This is a genomic window from Vibrio jasicida 090810c (assembly GCF_002887615.1).
GTDB lineage: Bacteria > Pseudomonadota > Gammaproteobacteria > Enterobacterales > Vibrionaceae > Vibrio > Vibrio jasicida.
Genome location: NZ_CP025793.1, coordinates 526,047 through 547,353 on the forward strand (window position 1 = coordinate 526,047; position 21,307 = coordinate 547,353).

At 45.1% G+C, this 21,307-nt stretch carries 22 protein-coding genes; 10 read left to right on the forward strand and 12 right to left on the reverse strand.

Features of this window, described 5'->3' with window-relative positions:
* Window positions 1-2: 2 nt before the first annotated feature.
* The 6 genes from C1S73_RS19995 to C1S73_RS20020 all read right to left on the reverse strand — a co-directional run bounded on the left by C1S73_RS19995 (window position 3) and on the right by C1S73_RS20020 (window position 5,121).
* On the reverse strand, window positions 3-1,598 hold the full coding sequence (locus C1S73_RS19995) for a cytochrome ubiquinol oxidase subunit I (protein ID WP_038869086.1): 1,596 nt from the start codon (window positions 1,596-1,598) through the stop codon (window positions 3-5).
* An 88-nt stretch (window positions 1,599-1,686) separates the two neighbouring features.
* Window positions 1,687-2,286 (reverse strand): HvfX family Cu-binding RiPP maturation protein, encoded by a 600-nt coding sequence (locus tag C1S73_RS20000; protein WP_005429408.1) that lies wholly within the window; start codon window positions 2,284-2,286, stop codon window positions 1,687-1,689.
* Entirely contained in the window at window positions 2,283-3,014 is a 732-nt protein-coding gene (locus C1S73_RS20005; protein ID WP_038869088.1) for an HvfC/BufC family peptide modification chaperone, read from the reverse strand. Before C1S73_RS20005 ends, C1S73_RS20000 begins: the two co-directional genes overlap by 4 nt.
* The gene (locus C1S73_RS20010; RefSeq protein ID WP_010453176.1) at window positions 3,007-3,873 is read right to left on the reverse strand and encodes an MbnB/TglH/ChrH family RiPP precursor modification enzyme; all 867 of its coding nucleotides are present in this window, start codon (window positions 3,871-3,873) and stop codon (window positions 3,007-3,009) included. Before C1S73_RS20010 ends, C1S73_RS20005 begins: the two co-directional genes overlap by 8 nt.
* A complete protein-coding gene (locus C1S73_RS20015) occupies window positions 3,861-4,175 on the reverse strand; it encodes a hypothetical protein (protein WP_005436274.1) in 315 nt (104 codons plus the stop codon). Before C1S73_RS20015 ends, C1S73_RS20010 begins: the two co-directional genes overlap by 13 nt.
* Window positions 4,165-5,121: an MBL fold metallo-hydrolase gene (locus C1S73_RS20020; RefSeq protein ID WP_038869089.1), complete on the reverse strand. Its 957-nt coding sequence runs from the start codon at window positions 5,119-5,121 to the stop codon at window positions 4,165-4,167. The genes C1S73_RS20015 and C1S73_RS20020 overlap by 11 nt, the downstream gene beginning before the upstream one ends.
* A 346-nt stretch (window positions 5,122-5,467) precedes the next feature.
* Between C1S73_RS20020 and C1S73_RS20025 the strand changes: the two genes are divergently transcribed.
* From C1S73_RS20025 to C1S73_RS20050, 6 genes are all read left to right on the forward strand, one after another.
* Window positions 5,468-6,268, forward strand: a complete 801-nt coding sequence (locus C1S73_RS20025) for a PhzF family phenazine biosynthesis protein (protein WP_038869091.1) — start codon at window positions 5,468-5,470, stop codon at window positions 6,266-6,268.
* A 4-nt stretch (window positions 6,269-6,272) separates the two neighbouring features.
* Window positions 6,273-6,692 (forward strand): VOC family protein, encoded by a 420-nt coding sequence (locus C1S73_RS20030; protein ID WP_038869092.1) that lies wholly within the window; start codon window positions 6,273-6,275, stop codon window positions 6,690-6,692.
* Window positions 6,693-6,929: 237 nt separating this feature from the next.
* Complete coding sequence (locus C1S73_RS20035; protein WP_038869095.1) at window positions 6,930-8,603, forward strand: LruC domain-containing protein; 1,674 nt, start codon at window positions 6,930-6,932, stop codon at window positions 8,601-8,603.
* Window positions 8,604-8,616: 13 nt separating this feature from the next.
* On the forward strand, window positions 8,617-9,075 hold the full coding sequence (locus tag C1S73_RS20040; protein WP_038869097.1) for a hypothetical protein: 459 nt from the start codon (window positions 8,617-8,619) through the stop codon (window positions 9,073-9,075).
* 205 nt (window positions 9,076-9,280) lie between these two features.
* Window positions 9,281-10,885, forward strand: coding sequence for an ABC-F family ATPase (locus C1S73_RS20045; RefSeq protein ID WP_080774342.1), 1,605 nt, complete (start codon window positions 9,281-9,283; stop codon window positions 10,883-10,885).
* A 171-nt stretch (window positions 10,886-11,056) separates the two neighbouring features.
* Window positions 11,057-11,488: a VF530 family protein gene (locus C1S73_RS20050; protein WP_038869186.1), complete on the forward strand. Its 432-nt coding sequence runs from the start codon at window positions 11,057-11,059 to the stop codon at window positions 11,486-11,488.
* A 110-nt stretch (window positions 11,489-11,598) separates the two neighbouring features.
* Here C1S73_RS20050 and C1S73_RS20055 read toward each other — a convergent pair whose 3' ends face one another.
* On the reverse strand, window positions 11,599-12,549 hold the full coding sequence (locus C1S73_RS20055; RefSeq protein WP_038869098.1) for a LysR family transcriptional regulator: 951 nt from the start codon (window positions 12,547-12,549) through the stop codon (window positions 11,599-11,601).
* A gap of 148 nt (window positions 12,550-12,697) precedes the next feature.
* Between C1S73_RS20055 and C1S73_RS20060 the strand changes: the two genes are divergently transcribed.
* Window positions 12,698-13,240: an NADPH-dependent FMN reductase gene (locus tag C1S73_RS20060; protein ID WP_038869100.1), complete on the forward strand. Its 543-nt coding sequence runs from the start codon at window positions 12,698-12,700 to the stop codon at window positions 13,238-13,240.
* Between the two features lie 182 nt (window positions 13,241-13,422).
* On the forward strand, window positions 13,423-14,208 hold the full coding sequence (locus C1S73_RS20065; protein ID WP_038869102.1) for a hypothetical protein: 786 nt from the start codon (window positions 13,423-13,425) through the stop codon (window positions 14,206-14,208).
* A gap of 86 nt (window positions 14,209-14,294) precedes the next feature.
* On the opposite strand, the gene C1S73_RS20070 is transcribed toward C1S73_RS20065, so the two are convergent.
* Complete coding sequence (locus C1S73_RS20070; protein ID WP_038869104.1) at window positions 14,295-15,170, reverse strand: LysR family transcriptional regulator; 876 nt, start codon at window positions 15,168-15,170, stop codon at window positions 14,295-14,297.
* A gap of 98 nt (window positions 15,171-15,268) precedes the next feature.
* Here C1S73_RS20070 and C1S73_RS27925 point away from each other — a divergent pair, with 98 nt between their 5' ends.
* Complete coding sequence (locus C1S73_RS27925; RefSeq protein ID WP_167391665.1) at window positions 15,269-15,439, forward strand: hypothetical protein; 171 nt, start codon at window positions 15,269-15,271, stop codon at window positions 15,437-15,439.
* An 83-nt stretch (window positions 15,440-15,522) separates the two neighbouring features.
* On the opposite strand, the gene C1S73_RS20075 is transcribed toward C1S73_RS27925, so the two are convergent.
* The 3 genes from C1S73_RS20075 to C1S73_RS20085 form a co-directional block, all read right to left on the reverse strand.
* On the reverse strand, window positions 15,523-17,259 hold the full coding sequence (locus C1S73_RS20075; protein WP_038869106.1) for an ABC-F family ATP-binding cassette domain-containing protein: 1,737 nt from the start codon (window positions 17,257-17,259) through the stop codon (window positions 15,523-15,525).
* A 340-nt stretch (window positions 17,260-17,599) separates the two neighbouring features.
* A complete protein-coding gene (locus tag C1S73_RS20080; RefSeq protein WP_038869108.1) occupies window positions 17,600-18,031 on the reverse strand; it encodes a DUF2000 domain-containing protein in 432 nt (143 codons plus the stop codon).
* A gap of 217 nt (window positions 18,032-18,248) precedes the next feature.
* Entirely contained in the window at window positions 18,249-19,064 is an 816-nt protein-coding gene (locus C1S73_RS20085; protein WP_009700909.1) for an enoyl-CoA hydratase/isomerase family protein, read from the reverse strand.
* A 189-nt stretch (window positions 19,065-19,253) separates the two neighbouring features.
* Here C1S73_RS20085 and C1S73_RS20090 point away from each other — a divergent pair, with 189 nt between their 5' ends.
* A complete protein-coding gene (locus C1S73_RS20090) occupies window positions 19,254-20,204 on the forward strand; it encodes a LysR family transcriptional regulator (protein WP_038869111.1) in 951 nt (316 codons plus the stop codon).
* Window positions 20,205-20,288: 84 nt separating this feature from the next.
* Here the strand turns inward: C1S73_RS20090 and C1S73_RS20095 are convergent, their stop codons facing one another.
* Window positions 20,289-21,284 (reverse strand): linear amide C-N hydrolase, encoded by a 996-nt coding sequence (locus tag C1S73_RS20095; protein ID WP_038869112.1) that lies wholly within the window; start codon window positions 21,282-21,284, stop codon window positions 20,289-20,291.
* Between the last annotated feature and the right edge of the window lie 23 nt (window positions 21,285-21,307).

Consider the following 21,307-nt stretch of genomic DNA (forward strand, 5'->3'; position numbering starts at 1 on the left):
CCTTAGTGCTGATGAATCAGTTTGAATGTGTCGGATTGTTTGTCTTTTTCGTTGTTCTCTTCATGGTGATAGCGACCCGTTTTAAGCACGCTTGGTCCACGTTTGGCAAACTTCACCATCAAGAACATTTCTACAATCAAGAACGCTGTGTAGAGCACATAAATAAAGCCGAGCGAAATCCAAATGTCACTTGGTGCGAGGTTAGATACTGCCATATTGACCGGAAGCACCTCACCAATTGCCCATGGCTGACGTCCGTATTCGGCAACGAACCAACCTGCTTCACAAGCTATGAAAGGCAATGGAATCGCCCATAGTGCCGCTCTCAATAACCAAGGGCTCGAACCCAATTTTCTGCGGCAGACTTGGACGAAAGACAAACCGATAATGGCGAACATCAATACCCCACAAGCCACCATGATTCGGAAGCTCCAGAACAGTGGTGCTACTTGAGGAATCGTGTCTCGCGCCGCTTGCTTGATTTGGCTTTCGGTCGCGTCGGTGACGTTATCGGTGTATTTCTTCAAGAGCAGACCGTAGCCGAGGTCTTTCTTCATCTCATCGAATTGAGCGATGTTTTCAGGGCTGTCGTTACCTGCGCGAAGTTCCTCTAGCATGCCGTAAGCTTTGATACCATCGCGGATGCGATCTTCGTTCTGCGCCATCAGATCGCGTAAGCCCATCACTGGTTCATCCAGCGAGCGAGTTGCGATGAGCCCCATTAGGTATGGAACCTTAATCGCGTAGTCGGTTTCCATGGTTTCTTGGTTTGGTAAGCCAAATAGCGTGAACGAGGCGGGTGCTTCTTCCGTGTGCCATTCGGACTCAATTGCCGCGAGTTTTACCTGTTGCACGTCGCCAAGCTCGTAACCCGATTCATCACCCAGCATCAATGTCGACACAATCGCCGCCATACCAAATGCGGACGCCACCGCAAACGAACGGCGAGCGAAAGAGATATCTCGACCTTTGAGTAAGTAGTAAGCACTGATGCCCATCACAAACAAAGCACCTGTGGTGTAACCGGCAGCCACGGTATGAACAAACTTCACTTGCGTGACAGGGTTAAACACCACATCAGCAAAGTTGATCATCTCCATTCTCATGGTCTGGTAATTAAATTCTGCGCCGACTGGGTTTTGCATCCAGCCATTCGCCATCAAAATCCACAACCCAGAGAAGTTAGAACCTAGCGCTGTCAGCCAAGTGACCGACAAGTGCTGGCGTTTTGATAATCGATCCCAACCGAAGAAGAACATGCCGACTAAGGTGGATTCGAGGAAGAAGGCAATCAAGGCTTCGATGGCAAGCGGCGCCCCGAAAATATCGCCCACATAGTGAGAGTAATACGCCCAGTTGGTACCAAATTGAAACTCCATGGTAAGACCGGTCGCGACGCCCACGGCGAAGTTAATCCCGAATAACTTACCCCAGAACTTGGTCATGTCTTTGTAGATGGTTTTTCCCGTCATGACGTACAAAGACTCCATAACGGCCAGCAAGAAAGACAAACCTATGGTCAGTGGGACGAATATAAAGTGATAGAGTGCGGTACTAGCGAACTGAAACCGCGACAGATCAACGACATCTGCAAACATAAGGACTCCTTCCCGCTACCAGAGTAGCGGGTTAGATAAGGTTATTATTAGTCTGTTTAATTAAGCGTTAAAGCTTGATGCGCTTGAGTTACGCTTTTGCTGGTGTGCGAGAGAAAGGTTTTCTCAACCAGTAATCCAAGCTTACGTAGCGACCACCTCCGTAGAAGAACAGCACCAGCAACATCACAAAGTAGGTCGCTGCGAACTCCATACCGTTGTTGAGCATTACTGGGTCACCCAATTCGGTGATGTAGTTGTATCGACCTGGGAAGTTGGTTGCTAACCATTCAATAAAGCCGTTCAAACGCACCGTTGCTTCCATGCCGCCAGTGGCGATGGCATCCCAACCGTGTTTCCAGTGCACCATCGCGCTCGCAACACTCATCAAGAAAATCATCGGAATCGACATCACTCGGGTAAACAAACCCAAAGCGATACAAATACAGCCAAGTACTTCCGTACCTGCGGCAAGAAACGCTAACAACTCGGGAAATGGTAAGTTCAAACCACCATCTGCGGTGGACGCGCCAAACCACGCGACGGTGCCAGAGAAACCCAGCACCTTAGAGCGAGCGCCAACAAAAATGACCGGAATGAGGTAGAGACGAATCGCAAGTAACGCTAAGTAATCGTATCTTTTGCATTTCTCGACGAGACCGTCGAACCAATTGAGGGCTGACTTAATCATAATTTTTCTCCTGAAGGGCGGACGTTGACGAGTCCTAGTTCACTGAAGTGTTGAGCCCACTCCATGAAACTGAATCTGGCGAGTTGCTGAGCAATCATTTGTTGTAGTTGCGCCAGAGTCAGGTTTGGTTGCTGTTGTAATAGCTGAATCAATGCGACATCCACTTCTCTGAGCTTTTGCGATATCACATGATGCTGTGAGTTCCGAAACACGCCATAAAACACAGGGTGACGCCTGTCAGTTAAGAAGGTCACGGAGTCTTGATGCAGCAAGAAAGGCACTTCGACCAGCTTTAATGTTGGGTTGAGTTGCAGCACTTGATTCTCTTCGAATATCGGATTCGAGGGTGAATTTAATGCCGCGACTAAGGTGTCAATTTCTACATTGAACGCCACCCATTCATATTCCAATAACGCCTTCTGATCGGCAGAGATGGAGCTGGAATCTTGATGCGCTTTCTGCTGCAAAAACTGAACAAACTCGGTGGCAATATGATGAAACTCAGGCTCGGACGCGCCATGCATCACCACAAAGTCATCCACCATGCGTTCAAGTTGTTCATCAGCGAACTGCGAAGAAAATAGAGGGAACGTATTCGCAACGACACCCAAGATGTTGTCGCGGATAAATTCGCTATATCGACACAGCGCATGCTGATTCATAGGCGTGCGAATTAGAGCCGTTAGGGACTCGGTTTGCGCGCGCATTTTGCTCGGAGGATTAAGCATTGAGCACCTCCTTACACAACACTTCGAGTGTTTGACTGAAATCCAAGATCTCGCCATGAATGCTGCGAAGCTCTTCAGCCAGAACAAGCAACGACGGCACATTGTGGTCGCGCTCAAGCAGTAAAGGTTTGCTGCCATGCACCGAGTAGGTGTAACGAGCCAGATCAATCACTTCATCAGGCACTGGCTTTCCATGGGTATCGAGCAAGAAGTCATCACGCTCTTTCAAGTGACCCGCAATGTGGTAATAACGAATCGCGTCGCTTGGTAAAGTACTCAGCATGTCGTAAGGGCAGAAATGATGATTTCGGCTGTTGACGAACACATTGTTGATGTCGATAAGCAGCTCACATCCACTGCGGTCACTCACTTCAGCGATAAACTCGCCCTCTGGCATTTCATGTCCGTAATCGTGGTAGTAAGAGATATTCTCTAACGCCAATGGACGCTGAATAATGTCTTGCACGCGTTGAATGCGTTCGACCAAATACGGAATGTTCTCTTTATGTCGAGGGATCGGAAGCAGTTCATACAAATAGCCCTGATTGTCTCTAGAGAAACTCAGATGTTCGCTATAGATGTCGATATTAAATTCATCGAGAAAGCGTGCGACGTCTCGTACAAAAGACTCGTTTAACGGTTGGCAATCACCAATCGATAAGCTCAAGCCATGAGCGACAAGCGGATAATATTTCGCAATGTCTTGCAGCTGTTCACGTTTCAAGCCGCCAATATTCATCCAGTTTTCCGGTGCCAATTCGAGGAAATCGATATCTGGGTGCTCGGGCAACTGACACAGCAAATCAACGTGTTCGCTGCGCAGCCCAATCCCTTTTGATGTATCGGTTATTGTCCGCATACCCCACCTGTGATTTTGCTTTTGGTTAATTTGATGGTTTCAGCCGAAGGGTTAATGCCCTCGCCAGTCACGCCACATTTGCCGTCACGAGCGCGTACCAAACGGCCTTGCGGATCATCTTTTAACTCTTGTTTCTCAAAGCGTTTCTCTGTACCACATTTACCAGCCGCACACTTACCGCCATGTTGAGAGCTGGATTGAGCTTCAACGGGAGCCTCGGTGGGTGCATCGGCAAACGCCATGCCTGAGTTCAAAGTAATGACAGACGTCATCGCGATAGATAGAGCGAGTTTATTGTTCATGAGACATCTCCTTCGCTGCGCTCATTGGGTAGCTAGATAAGTCGTGACCAGCGATAACTTGACCGTGGTAGTACTCTTTAACGATCTTGATGGAAGCGGGTTTGAGTTTTAGGCCTAAGCCCATCCAGTGGTTAAGCACCAAGAGTTTTGGATTCACTTCTGCGGCGATCTTGCCGACAACCGATGGCTTAGCGTGCATAAATGATGAGACTTCGTCGGCTTCTTCATGAATGGCTAGTGGCATCAATAAAATGTCGGCACCTTTAGCAAAGTCGATGAAGTCAGGGTTACTGCCGTTTTGGTCGGCGGAAATCACCATCACGCCTTCGGTACTTTCGATTCGGAAAGCGAGACAAGGTACGTCGCCGTGTGGGATCCCGAGAGCGTAAATGGTCAACCCATCTTGCTCGTACACCTTAGTGCCTTGGGAAGTTTTGTATGGCACATCAGTAATGGTGACTGGGAACAAGCCATCGCTGCCATCAAACAAACCGTTCAGATATGCGTACGCACCTTCATCACCGTCGAAAAGCGCTTTCATGTAACCGGTTAAGCTAGGAAATGCAGAGCCTGCTTCTGGGCCTGCGATATCGAGGGGATCTTGACGATCAAAGAAGTAGCCACCTTTTAATAAGGCAGGAACGTCAGCGACGTGGTCAGTGTGAAAGTGGCTTAAACCAAGGAAGTCTAAGTCTTCCAGTTTGCCGCCCGCTTGACCAAAACGCAGATAAACACCGCCACCGGCATCGATCATCACGCGTGATTTTCCTTTCCACCAAATCAGTTCACCAGACGATGCACGCAGGTCATCAGAGATTGGTCCACCGGATCCGAGTAGCTGCAAAGTAAAATCTTTTTCGAGCGGTTCGACAGTTAATGCGTAACAGTTGGCTGCGCCTAAGGATAACCCTAGAGCCAGCACTAACGCTTTTAAAGGCTGTTTCATATTGAATACCTATGAGTTTGATTTTTATTATTTATTTTCTTTGGGTGAGCATCCAAAGAAGTGTTGAAGAGGCAGGAAAAACGATTTGTTTTTGATGTCCGTCAAAGCACGGGAATAAGATATCCAATATGAATGGTTAATTATATCTAGTAATTTTAAAGTTTCGTTCAGGTAAATTGAACGTTATTGGTTTGAGCTGAACAAGCATCAGAATGTAAAAAGGCACCGCGAAGGGTGCCTTTTGTTTATGTTTTGCAAGAACAATCAGGGCATGCATTGTCGCTTTAGCATGAAACCGATAAGCTGTTTGGCATCTTGCCAAAATAGCAGTATTAGGAAGTGCATCATGGATCTCGATATTTACCAAGTGGACTCTTTCACCACCGAACCTTTCAAAGGAAACCCTGCTGGAGTTTGCCTTTCACAAGAACCGTTACCAGAAGCATTGATGTTTTCTATCGCTGAAGAAATGGCGGTATCAGAAACCGCTTTTCTCTGTTTGAAAGATATGCGACTGCGCTGGTTCACACCTAAAGTAGAAGTGGCGCTATGTGGTCATGGCACATTAGCGACAGCGCAAATCTTAAAAGAGCAAGGGTTAGCGAAGGTTGGCGATATCATCGCCTTTCAAACCCTCTCTGGTGAGCTTCATGCAAAAGTGAATGAGTCGACTATTGAGCTCGATTTTCCTTCGACTCAGCTTGAAATGGATGTTGAACAAGACGCTGCGTTGTTAGCGGCGCTTGGATTGAAAGCGGAGCAAGTGGTTTCTTACGCTCAGTTTGACAGCAAAGGCTTTATTGAAGTCGACAGTGAACAAACCGTGTTGGAACTCGAGCCTAACTTTGACGCATTAAAAAATAATAAAGGGCGCGGCGTGGTGGTAACTGCTCAATCGAAATCCCCGGATCTCGACTTTATCTCGCGCTACTTCGCCCCTTGGGTGGGCGTGAACGAAGATCCTGTTACAGGCTCAGCCCACTGCGCACTGACTCAGTTTTGGTCGCAAAAACTCGTTCAAAATCAGTTCCGTGCCTATCAAGCCTCAGCCCGCGGTGGTCATTTACAAACCGAACTGCTTGAAAACGGACGAATTAAACTGATTGGCTCTGCAAAGACGGTAATCAGCGGAAAACTAAAGGTATAACGCGATGAAACAATCCATTATCCATATTGCTTTGGTCGTAAAAGATTACGATGAAGCGATTGATTTCTATGTGAATAAGCTGAAGTTTGAGCTGGTGGAAGATACTTACCAACCAGAGCAAGATAAGCGCTGGGTTGTGGTTTCTCCACCGGGTTCTAATGGTGTGACATTATTGCTAGCCAAAGCGTCTAAGCCAGAACAGCATGATTTTATCGGCAATCAAACTGGTGGACGTGTGTTCCTATTTTTAAACACCGATGACTTCTGGCGTGACTACAACCGAATGGTAGAGCAGGGCATTAAGTTTGTTCGCCCGCCTGCGGAGCAAGGCTACGGCACAGTCGCAGTATTTGAAGATCTCTATGGCAACCTGTGGGACTTGTTAGAGATGAGCCCAAGCCACCCAATGGCTTCGCGTTCATAGATTCATACTAATTGATATTAACAGCGTCTTTCGGGGCGCTCTTTTTGTTTCAGATGTCCGCCTCTTGCATTTCTTTCTTCTTCTCCTATTTCGCTTCACTTTGCCTATCAGCTTCATTCTCAAAATGATAATGATAAAAACATCTAAATAAGATTTTGTTTTTTAATGGTTTAAACTCGGCACTATATTTGCGTTATCCCCCTTACAACCAACGATTCAGTTGACGAGGGGAATAATATGAAAACAAGGAAAATGTTCGTGCTAACGTGTTGTTGTGCATCTGCGTCAGCATACGCACTTACTACCAGTGATTTGACATATGAATCTGGCAGCGATAGCTCAAACTACTCGCTAAAAGGCAAGCCGAATAATATGTATTCTATTTCCGGGACATTGCCACAAGACACTCTCAGTAATGTTTATTCAATGCTGCCAGAGGGTACAGCCGTTAACAATGCCTTTATCGCACCAGAGCGTTACTCGAACATCGATATTGACGATGAACTCGATGGAGCCCCTTATGCGACCGCCTCAATTACTTTTCTGAATGAAGGGGCTGGTTATAGAAATGCATTGGGGTACTTCGTTTACGACACTGATAATCCACCGTCAAACAAAGACGAAGTTAACGCACATGTGATTGTATTCCCTAATGCTTCCAAGGCACCAGATGGTGAGATGGCTGAAGGTGATACGATTGACCTCAATGTGCAGTTGACAGCAGGTCAAACGCTGGCATTTTTCGTTATCCCAAATGGGTGGGGAGCCAGTACTTACAACAATATTTTGAATTTAGGTCCTTGGAACACGCCTTTCTATAGTTATTCGAACCTTAACCCTGAATCAACTGCGCTCTATCGTAGACATAATGTTGCGTTTATCGATACGCAAAACGAGTTTCTTGTGTTGGGGTTTGAGGATCTTCTTCGCCCCTACGGTGACAATGACTTTAACGACTTACTGTTTACCGTCGATGTTTCACCATTCTCCGCAGTAGACGGTGTAAACCCGGATGGAACGACGGATTCTAAATACGAAGTGCTGGTACAAGAAAACGACCCAGATGTTACCGTTACTTCTGTTTATCCAAGTTCTAATTCTTATGCGACCATGGCCTTTGAAGATCGCTGGCCATTAATGGGCGATTACGATTTTAACGATGTGGTGTGGCGCTACCGCGTGACTGAACTGTTGAATGGTCAACGTGAACTGAAAACCATCACCGTGGATTACACCTTACAGGCAATGGGAGCAGGGTTTTCAAACGGCTTTGCTGTAAAACTGCCGAATGTTGACCCGACAAACGTTGCTTCTGTTACGCTCACGAAAAATGGGCAGGCGGTTGAACATACGGTCTTACAATCTGGTAGTGAAACGATTCTTGTGGTTTCAGAAGATCTACGAGCAGAGTTGGAATCGCTTGGCGTGCTTAGTGAGACTTGTACTTATTACCGAACGCAAAGTGGTTGTTTGAACCAACAAGCTGCTGAGCTCCTCGCATACCAACTTGTTGTTGAGTTAACCACTCCTGTGGAGAGAGATTTGGTTGGCTATCCACCTTATGACTCTTTCATTTTTGCGGCTGAAAATACCTACCATGGCGACTTTGTGGCGACATTCCCTGGTATGACATGGCAAACGCACTTTAAGTCGTTCTCCGGTACTGCTGAGATGAACAATGCAATATTCAATATGCATGATGACGATACGGGTGGTTCGGAATACTTCCTGACCGATAACAACATGCCTTGGGCGATCAACATTCGTGCTGAGTGGGAACATCCTATCGAACTTATGGACATCAGCCATGCTTATACCGGTTTTCCTGCGTGGGTATCGAGCAATGGTGAAACGGATACCAGTTGGTATAGCACGCCAGTAAGCGGAAAAACCATTTCAGTAGCGGAATAATAAGGAGCTTCACATGAAAATTTCAACAAAACTGCTGACCATCATGTTCGTTCCTGTGTTTATTGTCGCTTGTGGTGGTGGAGGCGGCGGTGGTGGTGGTTCTTCAACGCCTGCACCAACGCCCACTGTTGAAACCATCGATAACACTCAAGATATTGTGGCGGAACGTAATTTTTCATTTGATGTCGGAGAAACCATTACTATATCGATGAACTACCAAGGTTCTGCGGATGGTGCTTTACACCTTTACACCAAAGCGGCATTTACTACAGAAAACGGTGTGGTCGTGGCCGATCCAATGTCGCGCATCACCACCATTTATCCAACACGAACCAGCGAAGTGGAGTTAGAGGTAAATGGTAACTGGAGCCAGTTGTATGCTCAGTGGGTACCCATGAGCGCGAATGAATCAGAGAAGAATTGGGTCGTATCATTAAATCAGTCCAACAATAACTACCACCTCGACTTTTAATAGTGACGAGTAGAAAAACGAAAGCGCGGCAAATGTCGCGCTTTTTGTTTTTCGAAAAATTCGGCGCAATATGAATGTGACCTATATCACCTTATGAATGAATCATATAGAATGGCGGCCACATTCAATATGACCTTTTTTAACAGTATCTCGAAAGTAAATTAAGAGCTTGTTATTAAAAGAAATTTACTTCGAGGGCACTGCTATCATTAGTACAAACAACATCACCATGCAATTTGGTGCCGAGCCATTGTTCGAAAACATTTCCGCTAAATTTGGCAACGGTAACCGTTATGGCCTGATTGGCGCGAACGGCTGTGGCAAATCTACGTTCATGAAAATCCTGAGTGGCGCGCTCATGCCAAGTTCAGGCAACGTTTCTATTACTCCAGGATTAAAACTTGGCGTATTGAGCCAAGATCAGTTTGCGTTTGAACAATACAGCGTGATTGACGCCGTGATCATGGGTGATCGCAAATTGTGGGAAGTGAAACAAGAACGTGACCGCATCTATTCATTGCCAGAAATGAGTGAAGAAGACGGCATGAAAGTCGCTGAGCTTGAAAGCGAGTTCGCAGAAATGGACGGCTATACAGCAGAAAGCCGTGCTGGCGATATTTTGCTGCAAGCGGGTATTGAAGAAGAGCTGCATTTTGGTTTGATGCAACAAGTTGCTCCAGGCTGGAAACTGCGCGTGCTTTTGGCACAAGCCCTGTTTGCTAACCCGGATATTTTGTTGCTCGACGAACCAACCAACAACTTGGACATTCATACCATCAACTGGTTGGCAGAAGAGTTGAACCAACGTAAGTGTACGATGATCATCATCTCGCACGACCGTCACTTCCTAAACTCTGTGTGTACTCACATGGCAGATATCGATTACGGCGAATTGCGAATTTACCCTGGTAACTATGAATACTTCCTTGAGGCATCTGGTCTTCGTCGTGAACAGCTATTGGCTTCTAACGCGAAGAAAACCGCTGAAATCAACGAACTTCAAGATTTCGTAAACCGTTTTGGTGCGAACGCATCGAAGGCGAAACAAGCCAGTTCGCGCGCTAAAAAGATGGATAAAATCCAACTCGACGAAGTGAAAGCAAGTAGCCGTGTTAGCCCATCGATTGATTTCGGTGAGGGTAAAAAACTGCATCGTTTAGCCTTGGAACTGCAAGACCTTGGTCACTCGTTTGGTGATGAACTGTTGTTTGAAAAAGGCAACTTGTTACTTGAAGCGGGCACTCGCCTTGCGATCATCGGTGAAAACGGTGTGGGTAAAACGACCTTGCTGCGTTGCCTAGTGAACGAGTTAGAGCAAACTCAGGGCGTAGTAAAATGGTCTGAAAACGCTTCGATTGGTTACTGTCCACAGGACAGCAGTGCAGACTTCGATAATGATCTGACCATCTTTGAGTGGATCTCTCAGTGGCGTACCGTGAAGCACAATGACCTAATGGTGCGTGGCATTCTGGGTCGCTTGTTGTTTACCGCTGATGATGCCAACAAAAAAGCGAAAAACTGCTCGGGTGGTGAGAAGAACCGCCTTCTGTTTGGTAAACTAATGATGCAAGACATCAACGTTCTGGTGATGGATGAGCCAACCAACCACATGGATATGGAAGCGATTGAAGCGTTAAACAGCGCATTAAAAGACTACACTGGCACTTTGATTTTTGTCAGTCATGACCGTGAGTTCGTATCGTCATTGGCGACTTCAATCATTGATGTGAAGGACAAACAGTTGGTGAGTTTCCAAGGTACATTTGAAGAGTACATGGCACACCAACAAAAGGTGCTTAGCGCTGCGTAACCAAGTGCCAGCGTCGATCATTGCGAATACTTGGATGTAAAGTTCGTCTTTGAGACGAAGCAAACAACAGATTATTCGTAATAGTGATTTAATCTAAACCTAATAGAGGTAAGGTGGTGAGTACTACGCTCGCCACCCACAATTAAGGAGCCGTTCATGAGCCATGAATTTATGACCGACGAAGAACGTATTGAACTGCAGAAGAACAACCCTCTGCACGGTCTTAAATTAGAAGACATGTTGCAGCAGCTTGTTGACCATTACGGTTGGGAAATCCTCGACACAGCAATGCGTATGAACTGTTTCAACACTAAGCCAAGCATTGCGAGCAGTGTTAAATACCTGAAGAAAACAGAATGGGCTCGCGAGCGTGTAGAGAACTTTTACCTATACCGTTACAAGCGCATGCCAAAGGCATCTGAATACGAATACAATCTACCGCCACGTGCACGTACTTTCCGTCATGGATTAGAACCACGTGAACCAATGGAACTGACGGTTGAATCGATTCTAGCTTCACAAGCAAAGGCTGCGTCTGCGCACAAAGAGCGTTCGTCTAAACAGCGTACAGATCGCGCTCGTTTTAACAACCGCCGTCGATAAACTTTCAGTTCTCTTGTTCTGTAGTCATCAGGTACAAGAATGATTTTGATGAAAAGCCAAACTATTTAGTTTGGCTTTTTTATTGCTTTTTCTTTGGCTAAATATTTTGCTCAAGACCCTAGCTTGATAATCGAAGAGTACATCTGCTGCGGATCTGACTGACGGTTGAATCGCGCTTGGAAGCTCTCCACCACATAATCAATAAAGGCTCGTAATTTTTGCGATTGCTCTTTGTGGTAAGGGTAAACGATGTACAGCGCGTGCTTTTCCATCTGCCACTCAGGGGTAATCTCGACCAATTCACCTGAAGCTAACTGAGGCTCGACAAAGAAATCTGGTAGTAATGCGACACCGAGTCCGGCGCATGCCGCTTGGGTAAGCGCAAGACCACTGTTGACCATATAAACACAAGGCGGAATCGCAACATCTAAAATCTGATTGCCGTTATTAAAAGTCCAACGACGTGATGCCGATGACAGGCTGTAACTCAGTAGGCGATGATTTACCACATCACTAGGCGAGAGGAAGGGCGCAGATGCTTCCAAGTAATTAGGAGAGGCACAAAGCACACGCCGAATGTCTAACAGTTTTCTCGAACGTAAAGTTGAATTTCCAAGCTCTTCTCCACCACGAATGGCGATATCAACCCCTTGTTCAATCAAATCGAGGTGCTCGTCGCTCATGATTGCCTCTATGGAAAGTTCTGGATGCAGCTTCATAAACTCGCAAATGATAGGGTTTAGTTCAATCAACCCTAATGACATCGGCATGCTGACTTTTAGCGTGCCCTTTAATGTGTGCGAAGACTCAATCACTGAACGATCGGCATTGTTGAGTGCATCGAGAACCTGACACACTTGCTGATAATAGAGCTGACCATTATCGGTAATGTGTAAATTGCGGGTAGTGCGGTTAATCAAAGGGCTTTTCAAATAGCTCTCTAATTCATTGATGTTCTTACTTATTGCGGCTTTTGAGAGGTTTAAATCTTCTGCAGCTGCGACGAAGCTGCCTAGCTCCACGACTCGACGAAATACGGTTAATGCTCTGATCTTATCCATGTAATTGCTACCTTGAACTTATTATTGTTCACTATTGGTGAACTATATAGACACTATTATAGAGTTTATTCACTGTTTGGAGTTAATTAATATCACCTCATTCAATGAGTGCCCGCTGAGTAGGGGCAAGTGTAACTAGGATTCCACTATGAAAAAGATCGTCGCATTTACTGGTAGCAACAACAGTCACTCAATCCACAGTCTATTGGTTCAAGCATTAGCAAACCAAGCTACCCAAACAGAAGTAAACACAATTGACCTAAACGACTTTGAATTGCCAATGTACGGTTTGGACGTTGAAGGTCAGGGCATCCCAGAAAACGCACACAAACTGCGTGCGACGTTAAACGAATACGATGCGATCATCATTGCATCACCAGAGCACAACGGCTCAATGCCAGCATTCCTGAAAAATGCGATCGATTGGCTATCACGCGTTGCGCCTCAAGGTACGTCTTTCTTTGGCGACACTAAGAAACCAGTTCTGCTAGTGAGCACATCTCCAGGTGCAAACGGCGGCGCGACAAATATCAAAACCATGGCTGAGTTGATGCCTTGGTGGGGCGGTGATGTAAAAGGCACTTACAGCTTGGGCGGTTTCTACGACAAGTTCCAAGAGGGTGAATTTGATACAGCGACCTCGGCGGAATTGAGTGAGCTAATGGCCTCTTTCGAACATGCTATTAATTAGTTTGATTATATTTCTATACAAACTATTAAATCACTAACCTAGTTGCTAGTTAATTTTTAATAACAACTAGGTCATTCCTTACAATTATTGCTTTTTAATTGCGAAATTAAATCTTACTGTAAATTTATAGTAAGTTGTGTTTTGTTGTCTGTGAATATAAAAATAATATAAAGGTTTATATTATGAGTACTATTAAATATCCCATATTATTGCTAAGTGTTTTTGCCTCTCTTCCTGCTGTCTCTCAAGAAAATAAAGATGAAAAACTGCAAGATATGTCTGATCCACTTGCGGTATATACACAAGCTGGTTTTGGCATCAGTGATAAAGGCATTAATATTAAAGTCGGCCAAGCCTATGATTCAAATAAGCCAAATACGCTTGCTATGAATGTTATTGAAGTGAAGGGGATCGGTGGTGACTTATTAGGTATAAGAGACAACGATGAACCACTCTACAAAAGTGTAGACGATAGCATTGACTCACTTCGTCTTCGTAACTTTCAATCTGACTTAACAACAGGTCGAGGCCGCCAAATTGATATCAATTATGACGTTGATAACGACAGACTTGACGCTTCTTACAGTTATGTTCAATCGCTTCCCAAGTTTGGCATAGTGCAGCTTTTTCCTCTAGGTGGTGTCGGCGTGACTGTCGCGAACGATTATAGCGGAGAAGATAATGGTTACGAAATTCCGGGCACGTTTATGGTGGTTGGCATGTACTCTAAAATCGACATCACAGATAAAATCTGGATTAATTATAACCCAATGTACATGCATACATTATCTGGTTCGAGTGAGTATAAAGATAATTATTATGCAGAAGAGAAGGATATTCTAACCCATGAGTTTACGCTCTCTTATCAATTAAATAAAAGATCGAATATTCGTTATTATGCAAACTGGAGTGAAAACGTTGATTTTAATGATGGTGATCATCGTATTGAATACAACTATCAATTTTAATTACTAGTTTTTATTGGTAACGATTTTAAAGTGATTATTGAAGTAAATATCTAGTTATGGATATTCTCTTTTTATCACTAATGTTGTTACTTGGGCTGTACGCTAGGATAGAAATCCAAACAACGCTCTGTAAGCCACTGCATAACAGGACCTAATTCTTTTGCTTTGCCTGTCACACGGTCAATTTGTAAAAGCCAATCTTTTTCTTCCCCTTGTAGCTTAAGGGGAACGATATCTGAGTGTTTTTGAAACAAGTGGTCAGGTATCAAGCTCCAGTTATTATTCAGTTTAATCAACTCTACTAGGGTTTCTAAATCGTTCACTTTGGTCAGTGAGTTCGATAAGTTTGCGTTGTAGTGAGCAGGGTAGTCTTTTAATACGATTTGCCGATAGGCCTTAAGTGCTTCAAAAGAAACGGAGCCTTCAGCCAATAATGGATGTGATTGATGCACCGCGATAGAAAACGGCACGTAACCAATCGAACCTAAAAGCACGTTCTTAGGCTGTGTGCTGCCCCACAACATAAAACCGATATCCACTTCATTACTCGCGACAGCATCAGCAATGTCATTGTTTTTCAAGACATTGAGATTGAGCTCGGTGTGCGGGAATTGCTGATAGAACTCCTCAATCACGCCAAAAAACTGCGGTGTTAGTAAAAGCGCATTGATTCCTATCGAGATCCTATCTTCTATTCCCACATTGAACGTTTGCAGCATATTTTGTACGTGTTGTGCGTGCTCTAACAAGGAGATGGCTTGAGCATGCAGTCGCTCGCCTTGTGCCGTTAAGGTAGGCAATCGAGAAGTACGATCAAAGATGGTCAGTCCTGTGTCGATTTCCAAGTTTGAAATCGTAGTACTGACCGCAGACTGTGCTTTACCAAGCTTTCTTGCCGCCGCAGAAAACGAACCACATTCCACGCACATGACTAACGTTTCAAGTTGTTGAAGGTTGAACATAACGATGTATCTAATTTTTAGATGGTAGCTAACTATATCTTATAAAAACTTTAGATGAAAATCGCTCCATTAATCGTTAAGTACAAGTAGAGAATAAGATGAGTAACCACCAATCTACGGAATTATCGGATACACAAAAGGAACTAGAAGCATTGCGTGAACGCTTGCGTCAAAACACTCAAACCATGCAAAGTTCGGCTAAGAAATCAGACGCTAACGAAATGATGTCTGGCGTGATTAAGACCGTAGCGACGTTCGAAAAAGACTAATAAGATCCTTCTTAGAAAATAGAAAATAGAAAATAGAAAATAGAAAATAGAAGAAAGGCACCAATTAATGGTGCCTTTTGTTTTTATAGCTGCGCCGTAATTTCCTCTATCTCTTGCTGCCATTGCTTTTGCATCGCTGGTTTTTGATGTTTGGGTTTGCGCCCCAAATCGGCTTCCAGCAAGCTTTCCAGCTCCAACAGTCTTTCCAGCATTTGCTCTTCGGATTGCTCATCAGACGCGGTGTTTGTTTCCATCGACATTACTTCATTGCAATAATGCGAGATGGCTGATTTCGGTGCTGTATCAGTTACGCGTTGATACACCTCTTCCGCGCTTAAATACTCCGTCAGTAAGCCATTTTCAATAAACCAGAATCGATTACAGCTTTGCTCTATCAGGCTTCGGTCGTGACTCACCAATAAGGCGGCACCTTCGAAGTTTTGCAGAGTTTCAATCAGCTCTTCTTTGCCTTCCATATCCAAATGGTTGGTCGGTTCATCTAAAAACAACATGTGATAACGAGCGAGGGTTAAGCCAACAAACAGCAGCCTTGCTCGCTCTCCACCACTTAGACTGACGACTTTCTGCTCGTGTCTTGCATACTCGAATCCTGCACCAATTAGCGAACGTTTTGCCTGTTCACTGCTTATGCTGGCAAACGACTGCAACGCATCCGTGATGGATTGATGATCGTCGAGTTGCCTTAGAGATTGATCGTAGTAACCCAAGCGACAGCGATCGTGAAAAGTCACACTCTCATGTTGGTTGCCTAGGTCGGTTTGGATGACTTCATACTGACGATAAAGCAGGTTCAACAACGTCGATTTACCGCAACCATTACTGCCTAGAACGGCAATTCGGTCGCCACTTTTCACGCGCATTTCTGCCATATCAAACAAGTGATAATCACTGTTTGGTGGCGTTACCGAGAAAGGCAAAACCTCAAGCAGTCGATTTGCTGGCATTGACTCACCTTGAAGTTGTAGCGCCCACGGTGTGCCTTCTGTCAGTTCGGTTTGTTCTTCCTCTAAACGTTCTTTGCGCGCAAACATCGTCTTGGCTTTTCGAGCAAGATCCTCGTTGTCGTAGACTTTGCCCCAAGTGGCTAAACGCTTGGCGCTTTTTTCGATTCGGTCGATCTCTTTCTGCTCGCTGGCATAGCGAAGTTGATCGGTTTCATCTTTCTCTTTCAATGCTTGTCTTGCTTGAGAACAAGGTAGAGAGAAATGATGCAGAGAGCGATCTCGCATGACCCAAGTGGTGTTGGTGACGCGATCGAGTAAGGTTTGATCGTGAGATACCAATACGAATGAGCCTTTCCAGTTTGATAAGAATTGCTCTAACCAAAGGAGCGATGGCAAGTCCAAGTGGTTGCTTGGTTCATCCAGAAGCACTAAGTCAGGTTGATGGATAATCGCACGAGCAAGCAGGAGTCGCATTTGCTGACCACCACTGCAATTCTTAACCGGCATGTGTCGTTCTGTGGTTGAAAATCCGAGTTCATCCAATAAGAGTTCGGCGCGCCAAATCTCATCATCGGATAAGGATTCCGCTAACGCGTCCAATACGGAATGTGTACTTAAAGACTTAGGTAAATGCTGCTCAACATAACGCATCAAACATGAACTGGCTTTGGCAACCGTGCCTTGGCTTGGTTCAAATTGACCGCTAAGCAGTTTGAGTAGGGAGCTTTTACCACAGCCGTTATGACCGATAAGACCAATTTTGTCGCCACGATGAATCGTAAACGTTAGATCTTTGAAGATTGGTGTTGCTGTGTGAGAAAGGGTTAATGATTGTGCAGTTAAAAAAGTACTCATAGTGTTCTCAAGAATTTTGGACGTAAGACGCCGTTGTCATAGCTGACAATAATTCTTCGAGCTTGAGGGAAAGTACTCGGGTGACGTGTTTTCGTCGAAAGGTAATTATTCGCTCAAGTCGAGATTATCGCAGCGCGAAATCTGAAACTCTTGAGCGGTCCTTCATGCCATAAAAACGTGGGTTGATTGAACACCACAAAGACATAAATTCCTCCTTAATTTCGTTGTAAGTGTTGCCACTTTTGGTTGATAGATGCACTAGATTCTAACCCTAAAAGTGGCAATGTACAGATAGCTTGATGAAAAAATGATGAGAGGATCACCAAGGTATCACGTGCTTTTAGCGATATAAGCTGAACTTCTTGGTCAATTCTCGAAGAGTTTCAGTCTCGCCGAACAAACAAATGCCCAAATATTCTAGCTCTGCTTCTGATGTGTTTTTGGTGGTTTGCTGTTGTATTTCAGAGCCGCCTTCTACCATGGTGTGAGTAAAATCAGAGAATGGGATGCCTTTATCGAGTGCTTCTTGGCGAAGCTTTCTGATTTTGTTGGAGTTATCCGCTCTCAAGACGATAAACGGATAGTGCGAGATATTTGGATGAACATTGCCGTCGAGGTCGTGATAGTCGGTATAGACTGCGTCGCCATCAGAAAGTTGATTCGCAAGGCTTACACTCAAGTGTCCTAATACGTTAACGGCGCGTCCCACTTCGACTTTTTTACTGATCACGGCAACAAATCGTTTTTGGTTTTCTTCGGGAAGTTGATTCATGGAGGACCTCGTTTTTCTATAGATCTGAATACTGTTTAACTGTCTCCATTGTATTTCCTCACACGCGCAATTTTGTTTCTAACATTGCTTTCGAAAAGTTAAATTTGCAATAAACGACCGATGTAATCGTTTTTCATGCAATAAGATTCCTCAGAGTTTGCAAATAGACAAGGCACCAACGGATTGTCGGTGCCTTAGGTCTATGGCGAACCAAGCTCTATTGTTTGTTTAGCTCTGCCGCGGTATCCACAAAGATGCCTTGGATGTCTTTCGCTTCACGTTCTGTTTGACCACCGTGTTTTAGGAACGCGTCGATGATCGCTGCGGTTTTTTGCTCTTTTGCGCGCTCTAAGAAGTAACGTAACTCTAGCTCTGCACCTGCGTCTTCATCTTTGATAGAGGTTGCGATGATCTCTTTGTACATTACGATGTCACGCACTTCTAATTGGCTAATCACGCCCAATGTTGCCGCTAAGAACCCATCCAACTCTGCTTTAGGAACAAACTGAGTAATGATGTTTAACTGCTCCGCTTGTTGTGCCGTAAAGTCGTTACCAAGTAGCAGTGCTTGAAGCGCTTTGTTTTTACCCATGCGACGAGCGAACTGAACCGCGCCTTGACCACCCGTTGGGATGTTGACGTGAATCTCTGGCTGAGCAAATGCTGCGTTTTCAGTGCCGTAAGCCAAGTCACACGCCATCACAAACTCATTACCGCCGCCACGAGCCACACCATCAACCACAGCAACCGATACCTGTTTCATCGCTTTGATGTTGGCAATCATATGATTGAATTCAATTGATGCTGCCTGACCACCTTGTGTGCCGTTGATAACGTTCAAATCTAAATGCGCCAAGAAGAAAGACTCATGAAGCGATTTGAAGACCACTACTTTCGTATCGCGGTCATCTTTAAGTGATAGGACAAATTCGTTGATTTCATTAATCAAATCGATAGTCAGTACATTCACTGGTGGGTTGTTGATTTCAACAGTAGCGATGCCGTTTTGTTGTGTGATTGATAGAGTTTTCATAGCTGTTTCCTCAGCGTTAGTAAGATCAGCAGACCTCGGTAACGCGAATTTATTGGTTTGGTATTGAGGAGGTTTGTCTCTCTCCCGTTGTGTGCAGCTACTATAGATTTGTTATAAGATGAGAAAAATAAGCTAAATGGCATATAATTGGTGCCATAAAAGCAACAATGGTTTTTTAGGTAAGACGTTATGGATTTCTCTAGTCGTTTATTGCTGTTACTTGAAGTGGTCGAGCTTGGCTCGTTCACCAAGGTATCAGAACAGAAGAATGTGGATCGTTCGGTGATCTCAAAACAGATCAGCCGTTTGGAAGATGAGTTGGGTGTTCGATTGCTCAACCGAACTACGCGCTCCTTATCATTGACGGCGGCCGGGAATGAAATGGTCAACCAAGCCAAATCCCTTCGGTCACTTCTCAGTGATACTCACCGTTTGGCGCAGAATTTTCACGAAGAGCCTCGTGGTGTCTTGCGTATTACCAGCTCGAACATGTTCGGGCGTCAATATGTTCAAGATGCGATTTCGGTGTTTCAACAGCAATACCCAGATGTGGAATTTGAACTGCGCTTAGAAGATCGCATGGTTGATATGGTGCAAGAGGGTTTTGACATTGGCTTCCGAATTGGGCGACCTAAAAACTCAAGCTTGATTACCCGTAAGATTGCACGAAGTCGCCTGTTGATTGTTGCCGCTCCTGCGTTTATAGAAAAACATGGTGAGGTGAACAGTCTTGAGAAATTGGAATCTTTACCCGCTACTATCTACGCCGCTCCTGGTTTGTTATTCGATAAATTCGGCTATCAAGATGAGCAAGGCAGACAACAGCATTTTCAGCTTAATGTCGCTTATAAAGTGAATGATGTGGAAATGTTGGCAAGAAGCGCAGCAGGAGGAAATACGCTCGCTGTGGTGACCGCACAAATGGTTCAAGACGAAATCAAACAAGGCAAGTTAGTGCCAATCATGACGCACTTGAACATTGATGATTTCGGAACCTTCTATGCCGTGTATCCGCACCGAGATGCACCGATTAAAACCAAGCTGTTTATCGACACACTCAAATCCATTGTGGGAGAAGAGACGCCCATTTGGGAAAAGAACATTCCAAACTTCGACAAGATGTATGGGCGAGGGAAGTAGTGGCTTGGTACTCGGACGAAAAAAGCACCGACATCGCGGTGCTTTTGTTTGAGTGCGAAATGGCGATCAGTATTTTGTTTGCGACTAGAACTTCGCCATAAATGATTTCGTCAGTGGTAGGCGGAAATCTTTGCCCATCATTTCATAAACGTTGAATTTCACCGTGTTCCAGTTTTCTTCAAAGTTGTATTCGAACACGCTATCACCCGTATCCAAGCTTTGTGTCATGGTCCATTCTGTTGCGTAACCAGACATACCATTGCCGTTGCCAAAGTCTTTGTATGGCGCATCCGCAGGTACGCGATAAGGAACTGTCGACAGCTTCATCATACCGTTGGTGATGCTGGTCGGCTCCGTGAGTTTGCTCATAAAGTAGCTCGCGTGAACAAAGCGACTGTGTGAGTTACCGTTGCCAATGGAGCCATAGTCGGTATCACGACTCGCGTTTTCCCACGTTGGTTGAACCTTCTTGCGCATTTCGATGTGTTCTTTCATCGAAGGGTCGTTAGTCATTACCATCGCTTCTTCGCCGCGGTAGGTATGCAAGCCGTCTTTATCCATTTCAATCACTAGACGGTCACCGCTTTTGTCTGTGACAGACCAGTGCAGTTTCATTTCAACGGGCATCCCCTCCATAGGGATAGATGCGTATTCCAATGTTGGTAGCGCTTTAACCACGTCATCAACCGTTGCGTAGTTAGCAAGTAGGTATTCAGCGATGGTAAATTGCGTGACTTCTGACCCCGTTTCTGCCTTTTTCATGGTCATGTCTGGATAGAACAGAGCGTTGACTTGCATGCCCTCGCTGTTTACCCCATCGGCAACCAGTTCACCATAAGCCAGTACCGCAACCATGTCGTATTTCACCGTGTAGGTATTGCCTAGGCCATTACCTTGAAGCGAACGAACGTCGCCTTTGTTAATCGTACCTAGCACAGGTGAGGTTGATTCCATCCAATCCATCGTTCTAGAAGTGAAAGTGCCCAAGTCGGTATTCCATGCGACTGAGGTACAAGCGTGCGCTACACCAGTAGTAAGAGTGCCAGCAAGAAGGGCTAGGGTGATTGCTTTCAATTTCATAGTAACTCCGATTCATGTTTAGG

Bases quoted from the DNA above. Each gene is read 5' to 3' on its own strand.
- C1S73_RS19995 (WP_038869086.1), bottom strand. From the start codon at position 1,598: ATGTTTGCAGATGTCGTTGATCTGTCGCGGTTTCAGTTCGCTAGTACC.
- C1S73_RS20000 (WP_005429408.1), bottom strand. From the start codon at position 2,286: ATGATTAAGTCAGCCCTCAATTGGTTCGACGGTCTCGTCGAGAAATGC.
- C1S73_RS20005 (WP_038869088.1), bottom strand. From the start codon at position 3,014: ATGCTTAATCCTCCGAGCAAAATGCGCGCGCAAACCGAGTCCCTAACG.
- C1S73_RS20010 (WP_010453176.1), bottom strand. From the start codon at position 3,873: ATGCGGACAATAACCGATACATCAAAAGGGATTGGGCTGCGCAGCGAA.
- C1S73_RS20015 (WP_005436274.1), bottom strand. From the start codon at position 4,175: ATGAACAATAAACTCGCTCTATCTATCGCGATGACGTCTGTCATTACT.
- C1S73_RS20020 (WP_038869089.1), bottom strand. From the start codon at position 5,121: ATGAAACAGCCTTTAAAAGCGTTAGTGCTGGCTCTAGGGTTATCCTTA.
- C1S73_RS20025 (WP_038869091.1), top strand. From the start codon at position 5,468: ATGGATCTCGATATTTACCAAGTGGACTCTTTCACCACCGAACCTTTC.
- C1S73_RS20030 (WP_038869092.1), top strand. From the start codon at position 6,273: ATGAAACAATCCATTATCCATATTGCTTTGGTCGTAAAAGATTACGAT.
- C1S73_RS20035 (WP_038869095.1), top strand. From the start codon at position 6,930: ATGAAAACAAGGAAAATGTTCGTGCTAACGTGTTGTTGTGCATCTGCG.
- C1S73_RS20040 (WP_038869097.1), top strand. From the start codon at position 8,617: ATGAAAATTTCAACAAAACTGCTGACCATCATGTTCGTTCCTGTGTTT.
- C1S73_RS20050 (WP_038869186.1), top strand. From the start codon at position 11,057: ATGACCGACGAAGAACGTATTGAACTGCAGAAGAACAACCCTCTGCAC.
- C1S73_RS20055 (WP_038869098.1), bottom strand. From the start codon at position 12,549: ATGGATAAGATCAGAGCATTAACCGTATTTCGTCGAGTCGTGGAGCTA.
- C1S73_RS20060 (WP_038869100.1), top strand. From the start codon at position 12,698: ATGAAAAAGATCGTCGCATTTACTGGTAGCAACAACAGTCACTCAATC.
- C1S73_RS20065 (WP_038869102.1), top strand. From the start codon at position 13,423: ATGAGTACTATTAAATATCCCATATTATTGCTAAGTGTTTTTGCCTCT.
- C1S73_RS20070 (WP_038869104.1), bottom strand. From the start codon at position 15,170: ATGTTCAACCTTCAACAACTTGAAACGTTAGTCATGTGCGTGGAATGT.
- C1S73_RS27925 (WP_167391665.1), top strand. From the start codon at position 15,269: ATGAGTAACCACCAATCTACGGAATTATCGGATACACAAAAGGAACTA.
- C1S73_RS20075 (WP_038869106.1), bottom strand. From the start codon at position 17,259: ATGAGTACTTTTTTAACTGCACAATCATTAACCCTTTCTCACACAGCA.
- C1S73_RS20080 (WP_038869108.1), bottom strand. From the start codon at position 18,031: ATGAATCAACTTCCCGAAGAAAACCAAAAACGATTTGTTGCCGTGATC.
- C1S73_RS20085 (WP_009700909.1), bottom strand. From the start codon at position 19,064: ATGAAAACTCTATCAATCACACAACAAAACGGCATCGCTACTGTTGAA.
- C1S73_RS20090 (WP_038869111.1), top strand. From the start codon at position 19,254: ATGGATTTCTCTAGTCGTTTATTGCTGTTACTTGAAGTGGTCGAGCTT.
- C1S73_RS20095 (WP_038869112.1), bottom strand. From the start codon at position 21,284: ATGAAATTGAAAGCAATCACCCTAGCCCTTCTTGCTGGCACTCTTACT.